Below are 12,498 nucleotides of genomic sequence, written 5' to 3'. Positions count from 1 at the left end.
ATCCTAAGGAGCAGCAATGTCGACTGAACTAGTGGAGGGTGGCTACCCTACCTTTATCATTCTTAATATTATCCGTTAGCCAATGATGGGACCAAACAGGCTGAGTGAATAGCTTAGCCATGGTTGTACTGTCGACCGGCTTAGAGAAGAGATAACCCTGGCCTAATTGGCAGCCAAATGTTCTCAACTGCTGTAGCTGTAGATCTGTTTCAATGCCTTCGGCAACAATATCCATTCCTAGGGTATTTGCCAGGGTGACAATCGCTTGGAAGATACCGACATGTTTGGGATCTTGGTCTAGCTGATTAACAAAAGCTCGATCGATTTTGAGGGTATCGACAGGAAACTGAGTGAGATAACTCAAAGAGGAATAGCCTGTACCAAAGTCATCGATAGCCAGTTGGATGTTTTGCGATCGCAATCTTTCCAGAATAGATGCAGCTGATTTACTACTCTCCATAATGGCACTTTCGGTAATCTCAAGTTGTAAGTTCTCAGGTTGCAGATCTGTGTCTGCTAACATCTGTTGAATGCGTTCTACCAGATCTGGTTGAGCGAACTGGCGTACCGAAAGGTTGACGCTTACCTTTAATTGCTCTAAAGACGGATGCTGCTGTTGCCACTGACGGAACTGTTCGCAAGCCTGACGCATCACAATTGCGCCTAAAGGAACAATTAATCCAGATGATTCAGCTGCTGGGATAAACTGGATCGGTGAAATAAATCCCTGTTCAGGATGTTGCCAACGCACCAGTGCCTCCATGCCTCGGATTTCTCCAGTAGCAAGAGAGACAATGGGTTGATAATGAACAATAAACTCCTGGCGGTCAATAGCCTGTCTGAGATTACTCTCCAACTGCACCTTTTCCAATGCCTGATCGTGCATGTGGGCATTAAACACACAATACGCTGCTATATTCCCCTCCGTCCTCCCTGGTAAAGTTAAACCTTGAGAATAAGCCTGAGAACAGGCAATGCTAGCATCTCGCAGAATGTGATCCGCTCTAGAATAATGGGGTTGTCCTAGGGTTATCCCCCATTTTGTTTGCAAGAAGATCTGATGATGATCAACAATAAACACCTTTGATAACTCTCCCTGAACTTGTTTAGCCATGGCTAAACAAGTTTGCTGAGCAATCTCCCGGTTAGCTGCAAGGCCCTTTAGTAACACCACAAATCGATCACTCTCAATTCTAGCGATTACTGCCTGGTCAGAGAAACCATGGTTAAGGCGATGTGCCACCTGTAACAGTAGATGGTCACCCACTAGGTGGCCAAATGCATTGGTAATACGTTGAAAGCGTTCACACGTTAAACTCAAAACGGCATAGGTTTCCGATAAAAATTGGGTTTGGTCCATAGACTGTTCTAGGACTTTGACAAATCCAGGTAAATTTAAGCAATCCGTAAGCCGATCGTGGGTGGTTTGATAAATCAGCTTTTCTTGCACTCGCTGACGTTCAGCCATCTCTTCCTGGAGTTGAAGGGTGCGTTCCACAACCCGCTGCTCTAGTTGTTCATTGAGCACTTTTATCTCAGCCTGGGCCTGTTTAAGGCTTAAATGGGTAGAGATGCGGGCTAATACTTCCTCAAGTTGGAATGGTTTTGTGACATAGTCAACACCGCCAGATTCAAATGCTTTTACCTTATCGAGCGTCTCTCCCATAGCGCTGACAAAAATAACTGGAATCTCTTGAGTATTTTGACAACTTTTCAGCTGACGACATACGGAATAGCCATCCATATCTGGCATATTAATATCCAACAAAATCAGATCGGGCGGTAAGGATTCAATCGCCTTCAGGGCTAAAGCACCGTTGATTGCGCAGCGAACCTTATACCCTTGATTGAGTAATATGTTAAATAACAGTTGAAGATTTTGAGGTGTATCATCAACTAAGAGAATATTACTGGTCATGCTAATTCCTTGTAATATTAAGAGTTAAAATGAACACTTGATACCATTAAATGAGATAGATTGACCCTTCTAGGTCAGTCCTAAAATGTCAGTCGTGTAATTGGTGATCTTGTCAAACCTAAAGTTAGTGACCCAAGTGTGTAATTGCATAGCCAATTCATGGTGACTGTCCATGATCTGTTGAATCAGAGTGGAGGTTTTCTCATGATCGAGTTGAACAGCCGCTTCATGTATCTGTGTCAGCCAGTCTTGAGGCATAGCAGCTATCTGGGCACGAATATCCTCAGCTAAAACCGCTTTAAAAGGGGGGATTGCGTTCTCAGCGGTTGCTGTGGGAGCATCCCCTTCATCAGGATGTAAGTCAAACGCGATAGACTCAATAGATGCCTGACCAGATTCAATCTTTGCCATTTCCAGAATGTCATTAATCAGTGATAGCAAATGCTCCCCACTGTTATTAATAATTTCAAGGTTTCGCTTTTGGGCAGGCGTTGTGTCACTCTCATAGGTCATTAGCTCACTAAAGCCTAAAATGGCATTTAATGGTGTTCTCAACTCATGGCTCATGTTGGCTAAAAATTTACTTTTTGCTTTATTTGCAGCAATTGCCTGATCTCTTGCCTTAGCAAGTCCCACCAAGTTTTCCTGAAGTTGATCAGCCATACGATTCAATGCTCGCCCCACCTGACCAATTTCGTCGGGATATCGAATTTGAATGCGCTGACTGAGGTTTCCTTCTTCAAAGCCATGTGCAAACTTTCTTAGGGACTTTAAAGGCCCATGCACCTGTCGGTTAAATAATAAAATTGTTAAAACAGCGAGTAACAAACTTACCGATAGAGCTGTAATGATGCTATTCACAGCAGCTCTGAAACCTTCTGAGCGCACTCGTTGAGTCGAGAATCCGATGTGTACTTCTCCTAGGGGTTGCCCATAGGATGCAATCGATACTTGTTTTTTATGCACAAGTGGCAATCGATCAACCGCTGCTAGTAAACTTAGAATGTCATCCTGTGGTGTGTCAGTATTCTGTATTACAGACTTGATCAGAGGATGTTCATGATTGAGGTAACGAGTGAGCGCTTTGCCATTCTGGTTGATAATGACGCTATAAACAACATCAGTTTCTTCAGCTGTCTGTTGCATCAACGTTTCTAAATAGAGAAAGTCGAGATTAAAAATAGCTTCCGGGGCAATATCTCGAATAAAATTAGTATTACTTTGTACCTGCTTATGCAAGATCTCCATTTGTCGTGCCTGATTGCGCTGTATTTGTAGTAGGCTAAAAATTAGTTGCACCACCAGCACAAAAGAACTAACAGTCGTCAGATAGCGTAATGACACACTATTTTTAAACTGACGCATTAACCACTTACACAGATCCTTCATACTGGTCGAATCTGATAACAAATAAATGTAATATCTGTGATAGAAGTCAATATTCTGTTTATAAAAATGTGGTCATTACTCAACTGGATCAGCATCCCAACTTTTGAGTTCTAAGGTCTCCACCAAGCGATTTAATGAGTCATAATTGACTGCTGGGATGAAGCTATCTGCTTTTAGTGTTGTTAAAGCAGGGTGATCAGTCGGCAGTCTGAGGAGGGCGGCTTGCATTTGTTCAGCCAGCTGAGGATCGGTACTTGATAGGGCTGCGATGGGCCATTCAGGATACAGCTCGGTTGTGTGTGGATAAAAGAAGTCATCGTCTGCCGCATCAATAACCCGTATTTCACCCAAATCGTTAAGCAGTCCTTTATTGACCATTTTCTCTAGCTGTCCCGTGCGAATAAAGCCCACATCGATTGTTCCATTGAGCACAGCGAGAACAATATTATCTTGGGATTTGTTTTCCACAAAGCTGCTGAACTCTTTATGGGGATCAAAGTCGTTTTGCAACAGGTGATAAATCTGAAATGTACATCCTGCTGCTGCTGTTTGAAAATTAACACAGGCTGCTTTTCGGCCTTTCAGGTCTTGGATAGATGTAATATCACTATCAGCATTGACGACAATCAGACCGCTAAACTGAGCACCGGTTTTAGGGCGAGTGTGGGTCACCAAGAACTCAGTGTCATAAAGTCGCTGAATCTGTACGGCAGCCAAGGGATTATTCGTAGTGAAATCTAATGCTTCTTCTGCAACCTTAGTGAACTGACTTTCTTGAGATAAGATAACTAGCTCAACAGGTCGACCAATCTCAGTTGATAGATAATTGAGCAGGGGGCCGTAGCGCTCGTTTACAGAGACCGCACTGTCAATGGCTAATACTCCAAAGTATACGGGGTCTCCGGTTACAGGAGCAGCATTTTGTGTTGGTTGGGTATCCGTAATCTCCACATCTGTGGAATCAAGCACAGGCGCACCGCAAGCTATTCCCAAGCTCAGTAAAACTAAAGGCACTACCTGCAAACGAATACACCTGGAGAGGGTAAAGCGCATGGGTTGGAACTGAATACGAACGACAGAGGTTGGCAACAAACTGAGTAATAAATCAAGCTGCCCTATTATTAATAGTGCCTCCGGCGTTTTGCAAACTAACAGGGAGGATGCGATTAAGGCCAGGACTTATTTTTGAACGGTAGCTAGCACAGGTACAGACCCTAGGCGAGCAGGCCAGAGCCAGTTACAGAGGGGAACGAGGTAGAGATACACCGCAAACGGAATGAAGCCCGGACCAGCCATCAGTAATGTGGCGGGGACTAACCCCGCAATGTTCCAGGGAATCATGGGTGCCAGCACAACGGCTGTGTTCTCTAGATCAATGGCTACTTGCTGGGCGTTATGGCCCTGTTGTTTATATTGACGCGATACCAGCTGATGGGTAAGTAAAATAGTAATGGTTTGGGTGCAGCCAAAGGCTCCTGAAAGCAGGCTAATTAAGGTTGTGCCCGCAAAGAGAGTACGCTGTTGTTGCGCTATGCGTAACCAACGTCCTACACGGTCCAGGCTGTGGGTATTGCTCAAGAGTCCTGATAGGGCGGTTGACAATAAAACAACAGCACAAACTTTTAGCATGGGCCATAAACCGCCGCCCAACAAAATAGAATCTAGTTCGGAACTAGATTCCAGTCGAAAACCCCATAGGGTAAAGCGGAGAATATCTGTAAGAGAATAGTGTTGCAGACCGATCGCTAAGATAACGGCCACGCCCCAACCTAGACTGATCGTAAGTTTTACATTCACGCGTATCGCTGCCAGTGCCAACACCAGTAACGCCGGAACAAGTGTTACACCATGGAGATCAAACGTAGCTGCAATTTGTCGACTAATGTCGGACTGTTGAGAGATTTCTAATGGATAGAACCAGGAAAATATGCCATAGGTCAGTAACGTTAGTGATAGGGGCAGCAGAGACGTTAACAGCATTTGTTTCAGATTCTGGTAAATGCGTGTGTCAGTAACTGTTGCAATCAAATGGGCGCTGGAAGAAAGCGGAGAACACCGATCGCCCACATAAGCTCCGGCAATAATGGCCCCAGCCACCAAATTAAGCTGGGGCATACCGCTGCTGCGGGCCATGATCATCAAGGCTAAACCAATGGTGCCAGCAGCCCCAAAGGAGGTGCCAAGTAAGGTGGATACTAATGCGGTCAAGATAAAGGCCGACAGTACAAAGTAGTGGGGGGCAATCAACTGGGTGCCGTAGTAAACAAGGGCTGGTACGGTACCCCCAGCGAGCCAACTACTCATGAGGGCACCAATGAGTAGCAAAATGCTAAACACAGGCCAGGACTGTCTAGCTCCTTGCCAACAGAAACGTAGGAGTGTCAGTAGCCCATAGCCGCGATGTAGGTGGATAAGGATGAATAGTGCGATCGCACCCGCCAATGGCCACACTAGCGCTATTCCCTGTAGTGCACTGATCAACAGCAATGCAAATGCAGCTAACAAGCCAAATACAATATCCATAGAGGCATCCAATATTGGTTGATTTACCCATCCCATCCATTATGCGTCTGACAGTTCTCAGCTTTGCCAGGCCCTAATGGATTTTTTGCGCAATCGGAGAATTTTTAGATAGATTTATTGCCTTAAATCAGCAACCGCTAAGCTTTTTCCCAGCCTATTCATAATTTCGTTGACTATAATGCCTCTGCTGGCAGCTTAGCCCGCCTAACAACATCAGTATTAAATACATGAGCCTGTCTGACATTGTCACCAATGCCTATGACTTAATCCTATGCATCATTGCCCTTTATAGCTTCCACAGGCTACTAATTATCTGGCGGTTCTACCATTATCGACATCAAGCATCGCAGCCGCAGCAGTATTACACCGACGCCACGCTACCAAAAGTCACTGTCCAACTGCCCATCTTTAATGAAATGTATGTGGTGGAGCGACTACTAAAAGCTGTTGGTGAGCTGAACTATCCGATCGACAAATTAGAAATCCAGGTGCTTGACGACTCAACGGATGAAACTCAAGAGGTCTGTCAGCAAAAGGTAGAGCAGCTCAGACAACAGAATCTGGATATTCATCATATCCATCGCCAGCAGCGGCAAGGCTTTAAAAGCAGGAGCCCTAGCCCATGGTTTAAACCTGGCAAAGGGGGAACTTGTCGCCATTTTTGACGCTGACTTTGTTCCACCACCAGACACATTGCTCAAAATGGTGCACTATTTTTCAGCCCCCCAGGTGGGCATGGTGCAGGCTCGCTGGGGGCATCTAAACCGTGGCTATTCTCAGCTAACGGAATTACAGGCGCTGATGTTAGACGGACACTTTGTTGCCGAGCAAACCTCTCGCAGCCGCACAGGCTGTTTTTTTAACTTTAATGGCACCGCTGGCATTTGGCGGATCAATGCCATTAAAGATGCAGGCGGTTGGCAACATTCTACGGTTACCGAAGATTTAGATCTGTCTTATCGAGCTCAAATGCAAGGGTGGCGGTGTATCTACTTACCAGATATCAGGGTACCTGCAGAGTTACCCATGGAGATGAATTCATTTAAATCCCAGCAGTTTCGCTGGGCTAAGGGATCTAGCCAGGTGGCAAAGCTGCTATTGCCGTCTCTTTTACGGGCTGACTTCCCGGCCCATATTAAATGGGAGGCCTTCTTTCATTTGACCAACAACTTCAACTATCTGTTGATGTTGCTGATGCTTCTACTCTCTTTGCCATATCAGCTCTATGTTATGCCTTACCGTTGGCAGTATGCCATATTCTTCTACGTACCACTGTCTTTAGTAACCTGCATTAGCTTAGTCAGCTTTTATTTAATCTCCTTACAACAGCCCAGGAAAAAACTGTTTTCCTGGGATATATTACGGAACCTGTTTTTACTAATGGGCGTAGGCATTGGCCTTAGCATCAATCAGTCCCTGGCTGTGTGTGATGGTCTATTGCGTAACAATAGGGATTTTATCCGCACACCCAAGCATGGTGTAATTGGCAAAAAGGAAAGCTGGATCGACAAGAAGTATCGAGCGGCTAAAAATTGGGTGCCCTATTTAGAGCTGGCGATGATGGTGTATTTGGTGCTGACGATTGCGATCGCATTCACCAATCACCACTACTTCTCACTTCCTTTCTTGGTGCTATTCCTGACAGGCTATGTCTACACATTCAGCCTGAGCGTGTTTCAAACTCGTTAGTCGCTAAGCTTAGTCACCGCCAGCCGTAGCCCTAACAAAATTAATAACGCTCCCGTTACCCGCTCTAACCAGTGAGATACATCCATTAACAGCTGTTTTACCCATCGCTGAGAAATTAATAATGCTAGTAAAGAGAACCAAACAAGGGATTGTAATGCCACGGTGCCACCATAAAGAGCCTGAGCTGCGAATGGTGTTTCTGGCTGCACAATTTGAGTGAATAGAGCTAAGAAAAACAGTGTAGCTTTGGGGTTTAGTAAATTGCCAAACAACCCCAATCGAAAAGCAGCAAATGCACTGACAATCCGTCGATTATCTTGTAGAGATTCGGTTCTGACAGGTTTGGCCTGTAGAGATTTGATGCCCAGGTAAATTAGATACCCAGCCCCCAGCAGCTTGAGCCCATTGAATAACAAAATGGATTGGGAAATCAGTGCGCCAATGCCAATTAAACAGTATGTGGCGTGAATGGTATTCCCCAAACCAATGCCCACTGCCGTATACACGCCAGCTCGCCGCGAATAGGCTAGACTACTCCGCAATGTCAGCGCAAAATCGGGTCCAGGGGTGATAACAGCCACCAAACCCATAATAAATACCGTTAACCATCCAGCCCAAAATGTCATAAGTCTAGCCTAAATCTCATCAGATATAGCTTAGGCCAGAGCAACTGCGTTTGCAGAGTAAATCAACACCAACTGCCTAGTCAATAGATTGTATATCAAAGACCCCGAAGTCATTTAGGGCCTCGTACTGGGCATCTGATAAAAATATATATCCAGAGAGGGTATCGTATTGGTCTTTCAACTGATAGAACCTTCCCTCTAAATTTTCCCTAGCAGTAGTCGTTGCGACAAATAAAACGATGTCCGAAATTGACGCCCATTCATTATCTGCCTGGAAGGATTTGCTATAGCGATTACCATTCACATCAAATGAATACCGTTCAGTTTGAGACACCTCATCATAGACAAGCTCAAAATTAGAAGGCTGAAACGCTCCGCGTGAGATGTCTGCTAAGGCTAGCGTTAGTTCTTGATATAGCCCATCACCTTCACCCGACAGACTAAAAATGTTGTAAATCACATCATCAAACACACTGAGAATTTGACCACTGTGCGTAACATAGTTTTGAGCCAGACGGCCTTTACCAAGCGCGATTTGTTCATCATTCAAATGGCTTAGAACACCAGTTGTTTCTAGCGAGTCTACTATTTTGCCAACGACTTCACTACGTAAACCAGGTTGCTCACTGTATAAACTACTGTCGCTAAAGGCAATGTGGTTTCTGTCAAAGAAATTCGCTTTTTGGTCTTCGGTGAGAGCAATAAATCCTAGCCGATTGTCATTAGACTCAAGCGTTCTTACATCTGTAAATACCCTTGGGTCGAATGATGGACCAATCGTATAGAGGCGATAGGGAGAGTTTTGATCACGTAAAACCTGATTAAAGAAGGCAGACAATTCTTCAAAGTAGATATCATAGTCACCTTTTATCTCTTCGAGCAGAGCATACACACCAGCCTGTTGATAGGTACGATTGCTAAACTTAGCTGAGATCGCTAGCTCGCAGTGAAATCGGCAATCGTCGGCCCACAACGGTACCACGTCATCTAGTTCCTCTTTAATGTCTTCGCCGTCCACTGAAACCAAAGTCCCATGGGCAATAAAAGGGCCAGACCCACTAAAGTAGCTGGATCCTTCAACTGCGTCTACTACTTGAAAGGTACCGAAGTCGTTCTCTAGGATATCTACCCCGTTCAGCATTTGGGCAACATCCTCATAGACTCGCGGCAAATACAGCTGAGGATGGGCAGGGTATTCATCCATATTCAACAGAGTTGCTTGGTCGATATAGTTAAAGAACTCAATCTCACTAGTGATTTGTTCTGTTTCTAATGCAGCCAAAAGATTTGTTTGAGACTCAGGTAAAAGAATAGTTGCTTGCTGCAGTGAGTCTAATCGTTCATTGATGTAAGGTGGCCGAAGATTTTCTAGAGTAATTGTTAAGTCTAGAGCCCTCTCATACAGTTCAAATGTGGATAGAATTTCGTAGTTTGAGAGCTTATTTTGTAAATGATCATATACAGATCTATCTAGAATGCCGGTACTATCAAGTTCTGCCAAGCGCTGGCTAAGTTGTTCTTCTACGTCTCCAAGATTAGTTATCCCCACACCGTGATACTCTCCAAAAGATTCAGTAAAAACTCCCTGAACACTCTCGACTATAAGTGCTTCAAAGTCTTCACCATTTAAGCCATGTGCCGCTTCAAATTCTCGAAAAAAGACTTCCTTCTTTTCAGCGGACAACCCATCTGTTGTCGATACTCCATAAGTCTCTTCAAACTCAGTGATAAATTCCATCAAGAAACTTGGTAGACGAGATAGAATACTTGCTGCTAGCGCGGAATCCTCAGTTGAAAGCTCTACATCTACATACTGTTCAGGCAAATAGCTGCCACTATTTTCTTCTAATGCATGTCCAGCGACTGCTGCCAAGAGCCTGGATTTACGATCGGTCACTCCCTGCTCAATCTCAATCAGTAGCCATTGACGAAATCGTTCTGACAGTAATTCTGCCTGATACAGATTATTCGTAATCTCTATCAGAGCATTGGGAGTATCTACAGCTAGTGAGCCACTATTTGCCAGCTGCTCACCGAAGATTTGAATATTAATATCCGACGGTTTATCCCAATTTTCTTCAGCCTCTGCAACACGAACAAATTCACCTTCATTGCTAAAAACCAGCATCAGATTGTCGGCACCCTGCTGGGGTGAAACTCTGTACTGAGCACTAGTAGCATGGTTGTACCATCCGTGCAGATAATCTCGCTTTTCTAGCGGACGTCCCACGCCTTGTACTGAAAAGTTATAGCGTCTACCGCCTTCAACAACCCAGTTCAAATCATAAAAATCAAGCTGCCAAACAGTGATATCTCGACCAAAATTATGGTAATTCGAGCCTGTAGCATTGGGATAGGTAACTCGGCTCAGCTCAATATTGGAATTATTGATCACACTTGAACCTTTGGTTAGCTCTCCCAAAGCTATTACTGACAAAGGTTCAGCAGCTGGCAAGCCACCCAGCAATCTCACCTCACTAAACCAGTCACCCACTTCACCGGGTTCAGCCGGGAGATCGTCTTCTCGATAGCCCAGCACTACCCATGTGCGAATATGATCAATACGATAGCGTTCTCCAAGTTCACCAATGGAAAAGTCGTCACCATAAAAATTTTGATTATCAAAGCCTGCGGCCCAACGGACATTACTACGCCCTTCTCCAGCCTCATTGTTAATGTGCTTGAAAGGTAATCCTCGATCAAACAATAGCTCTGAACGGGCAGATTGAGCTATCGATAAGACAAGTAACGCTGTCACACTCGCAAGCTTCATAACTCTAGCTCTATTGAGAATCTACCCCAATAATGGCACATCTTCTTTGAGCTAGCGCTATCGGAAACTTCTAATATCCGCCCAAAATTCCCTTACGTTTTGCCTGGCGCTCAGCCCAACCAAACACCAGTAAACCAATCCCAAAATAGGCCGCACCATTAATTAGGGCAATACCAAGCAAAGATATATCCAATCCTTCTCCACGAGCCATCAGATCGCGCAGTAACCCTGTGCTTGGCAACATCGGCAAGAAATTTGCAACTATCCGAGCACGACCGCTCCATTCTTCAGTGGGGGCTGCCAGGAGGAACAATAAAGCAAACTGAAAGATTGGCAAAATCTGTTGCACACGCTTAAAAACCAATGCGCAGGACCCCATAACAAAAGCAAGACCGTAGGCTGCCATCAACAGTGTGAGCAATGGAAAAACTAACCCTAACGGAAACGATAGTTGGCTGCCGGTAATGCTCATCAGGATAAACAGGATGAGGACAATGATGGTCATTCGTAGGGCTAGACTTGCGATCGCACGTGCAAAAAAGATTGTCGGGGCCGCAAAGGGTGACAGAAAAATCTGCTCTAGAGTCCCGGTCTGAGCCTCAGCCTGAATATTAAACGCAATGTCATTGACGATATATAGCGCCAGCGTCCACAGCACATAGCCCACCACCACAGAATCTAGACGATCACCAAAGTTGATCGCCGGACCAGCCATATATTGTGCACTCACAAATAGACCGTAAAAAACGGTAGTGATAATAACAATGCCGCCAATGATCTCACTGGGGTAACGAATGAATTGAATCCACGTTCTTTTCAGCTCGCCGATGAGTAGGTTAAACATGCAAAATCTATATGGGACAGGTTGTCTATATTTTCCTGATAATCCCACTCGCCTCCATAATATGACGCAAAATCAATCATTGAAAGTGGCTACAAATTCAACATCTTCGTATAGGGATGCCATGGAAAACCTTATATCTACACTCATCAGTTTAACCTCATCATCCTTACCAAACGGATGCAACACCCATAATCCTGACTCATTTTTCCGAAACACTTCAACCTGTTGCTGAGCTTGACTTACCAAAACATACTCTCGCAATGTTTCCAGATGTCGGTAATGCTCAAATTTTTTACCCCGATCCTTAGCCTCAGTGCTCTCTGAAAGAACTTCAATAATTAGAGTTGGATATTTTTTAAAGTATTTAAACTCTCGATCACGCTGATCGCAGCTCACCATCACATCAGGATAATAATAGTGATTGACCGCATCGATCTGAACTTTCATATCAGATCCATAGGTACGACAGTTGCTACCTCGCAAAGCACTTCGCAGTAAGGACGTAATATTAATTCCAATGGTGACATGCTCATCGCTGGCACCCGCCATCGCATAAACATCACCATCATGGTATTCATGTTTAACCAGGCTTGATTTCTCTGCCTCAAGATAGTCTTCTGGTGAAAAATAATTAGACTGCTTGATGGCTACCATAGCAATGTTGTCTCAGATAAAACCGATCCATTGTGGCCTACGGGCAAACCAAGGGGCAAACCTTGAATTTGAATCACAAGCC

General features: G+C 44.6%; 9 protein-coding genes and 2 pseudogenes. 2 read left to right on the top strand and 9 right to left on the bottom strand.

Features of this window, described 5'->3' with window-relative positions; translation table 11 throughout:
- Positions 1 to 28: 28 nt before the first annotated feature.
- The 5 genes and pseudogenes from U2F10_RS32465 to U2F10_RS32445 all read right to left on the bottom strand — a co-directional run.
- Positions 29 to 835: pseudogene (locus tag U2F10_RS32465) on the bottom strand (putative bifunctional diguanylate cyclase/phosphodiesterase); the annotation flags it as partial.
- A 171-nt stretch (positions 836 to 1,006) separates the two neighbouring features.
- Positions 1,007 to 1,918: pseudogene (locus U2F10_RS32460) on the bottom strand (GGDEF domain-containing response regulator); the annotation flags it as partial.
- 69 nt (positions 1,919 to 1,987) lie between these two features.
- A complete protein-coding gene (locus tag U2F10_RS32455; RefSeq protein ID WP_499874389.1) occupies positions 1,988 to 3,307 on the bottom strand; it encodes a histidine kinase dimerization/phospho-acceptor domain-containing protein in 1,320 nt (439 codons plus the stop codon).
- A gap of 75 nt (positions 3,308 to 3,382) precedes the next feature.
- Positions 3,383 to 4,360, bottom strand: a complete 978-nt coding sequence (locus tag U2F10_RS32450; RefSeq protein WP_163669692.1) for a phosphate/phosphite/phosphonate ABC transporter substrate-binding protein — start codon at positions 4,358 to 4,360, stop codon at positions 3,383 to 3,385.
- A gap of 126 nt (positions 4,361 to 4,486) precedes the next feature.
- On the bottom strand, positions 4,487 to 5,830 hold the full coding sequence (locus U2F10_RS32445; RefSeq protein ID WP_163669694.1) for a Na+/H+ antiporter NhaC family protein: 1,344 nt from the start codon (positions 5,828 to 5,830) through the stop codon (positions 4,487 to 4,489).
- 227 nt (positions 5,831 to 6,057) lie between these two features.
- On the opposite strand from U2F10_RS32445, the gene U2F10_RS32440 reads away from it, so the two are divergent.
- Together U2F10_RS32440 and U2F10_RS32435 are read left to right on the top strand one after the other, a co-directional pair.
- Positions 6,058 to 6,495 (top strand): glycosyltransferase, encoded by a 438-nt coding sequence (locus U2F10_RS32440; protein WP_499874387.1) that lies wholly within the window; start codon positions 6,058 to 6,060, stop codon positions 6,493 to 6,495.
- Positions 6,389 to 7,519, top strand: coding sequence for a glycosyltransferase family 2 protein (locus U2F10_RS32435; protein WP_499874530.1), 1,131 nt, complete (start codon positions 6,389 to 6,391; stop codon positions 7,517 to 7,519). The genes U2F10_RS32440 and U2F10_RS32435 overlap by 107 nt, the downstream gene beginning before the upstream one ends.
- Here the strand turns inward: U2F10_RS32435 and U2F10_RS32430 are convergent.
- The 4 genes from U2F10_RS32430 to U2F10_RS32415 all read right to left on the bottom strand — a co-directional run bounded on the left by U2F10_RS32430 (position 7,516) and on the right by U2F10_RS32415 (position 12,416).
- Positions 7,516 to 8,145 (bottom strand): LysE family transporter, encoded by a 630-nt coding sequence (locus U2F10_RS32430; protein WP_163669705.1) that lies wholly within the window; start codon positions 8,143 to 8,145, stop codon positions 7,516 to 7,518. The genes U2F10_RS32435 and U2F10_RS32430 overlap by 4 nt on opposite strands.
- A gap of 76 nt (positions 8,146 to 8,221) precedes the next feature.
- Positions 8,222 to 10,918 (bottom strand): hypothetical protein, encoded by a 2,697-nt coding sequence (locus tag U2F10_RS32425; protein ID WP_499874385.1) that lies wholly within the window; start codon positions 10,916 to 10,918, stop codon positions 8,222 to 8,224.
- A gap of 70 nt (positions 10,919 to 10,988) precedes the next feature.
- Positions 10,989 to 11,762, bottom strand: coding sequence for an ABC transporter permease (locus U2F10_RS32420; protein ID WP_499874383.1), 774 nt, complete (start codon positions 11,760 to 11,762; stop codon positions 10,989 to 10,991).
- Between the two features lie 72 nt (positions 11,763 to 11,834).
- A complete protein-coding gene (locus U2F10_RS32415; RefSeq protein ID WP_163669732.1) occupies positions 11,835 to 12,416 on the bottom strand; it encodes a Uma2 family endonuclease in 582 nt (193 codons plus the stop codon).
- Positions 12,417 to 12,498 lie beyond the last annotated feature (82 nt).

The sequence above is a fragment of the Leptothoe sp. EHU-05/26/07-4 genome (assembly GCF_043421015.1).
Taxonomy (GTDB): Bacteria; Cyanobacteriota; Cyanobacteriia; order Phormidesmidales; family Phormidesmidaceae; genus Leptothoe; species Leptothoe turfae.
Note: the sequence above shows the minus strand (reverse complement) of the source record. Positions and strands in the feature narration are given on the sequence as shown.

Excerpts from the sequence above, each read along its gene's own strand:
- U2F10_RS32420 (WP_499874383.1), bottom strand. The coding sequence starts at position 11,762 with ATGTTTAACCTACTCATCGGCGAGCTGAAAAGAACGTGGATTCAATTC.
- U2F10_RS32445 (WP_163669694.1), bottom strand. The coding sequence starts at position 5,830 with ATGGATATTGTATTTGGCTTGTTAGCTGCATTTGCATTGCTGTTGATC.
- U2F10_RS32450 (WP_163669692.1), bottom strand. The coding sequence starts at position 4,360 with ATGCGCTTTACCCTCTCCAGGTGTATTCGTTTGCAGGTAGTGCCTTTA.
- U2F10_RS32415 (WP_163669732.1), bottom strand. The coding sequence starts at position 12,416 with ATGGTAGCCATCAAGCAGTCTAATTATTTTTCACCAGAAGACTATCTT.
- U2F10_RS32425 (WP_499874385.1), bottom strand. The coding sequence starts at position 10,918 with ATGAAGCTTGCGAGTGTGACAGCGTTACTTGTCTTATCGATAGCTCAA.
- U2F10_RS32455 (WP_499874389.1), bottom strand. The coding sequence starts at position 3,307 with ATGAAGGATCTGTGTAAGTGGTTAATGCGTCAGTTTAAAAATAGTGTG.
- U2F10_RS32430 (WP_163669705.1), bottom strand. The coding sequence starts at position 8,145 with ATGACATTTTGGGCTGGATGGTTAACGGTATTTATTATGGGTTTGGTG.
- U2F10_RS32440 (WP_499874387.1), top strand. The coding sequence starts at position 6,058 with ATGAGCCTGTCTGACATTGTCACCAATGCCTATGACTTAATCCTATGC.